This window comes from Herbidospora sp. RD11066, from assembly GCF_054661255.1.
In genome coordinates this window covers 1-277 of the sequence record NZ_BAAGDO010000126.1, presented here as the reverse complement: position 1 = coordinate 277, position 277 = coordinate 1, and the positions used below count along the sequence as shown (strand labels likewise).

Annotated in this window: 1 protein-coding gene; it reads left to right on the top strand. The window is 46.6% G+C overall.

Annotation, left to right across the window (positions count from 1 at the left end; genetic code table 11):
* Positions 1-277 (top strand): M24 family metallopeptidase (locus tag ACYQ78_RS39535; protein WP_459806130.1); only part of this gene is annotated, 277 nt, incomplete at both ends.

Below are 277 nucleotides of genomic sequence, written 5' to 3'. Positions count from 1 at the left end.
AGCAAGCCGTTGTTGGGAACCGTATTGGTGATATTGGAGCAGCTATTCAAGAATATGCTGAAAGTCGTGGATACGGTGTAGTGCGTGATTTGGTTGGTCATGGTGTTGGCCCAACCATGCACGAAGAGCCAATGGTTCCTAACTATGGTATTGCTGGTCGTGGACTCCGTCTTCGTGAAGGAATGGTCTTAACCATTGAACCAATGATCAATACAGGTGACTGGGAAATTGATACAGATATGAAGACTGGTTGGGCGCATAAGACCATTGATGGTGG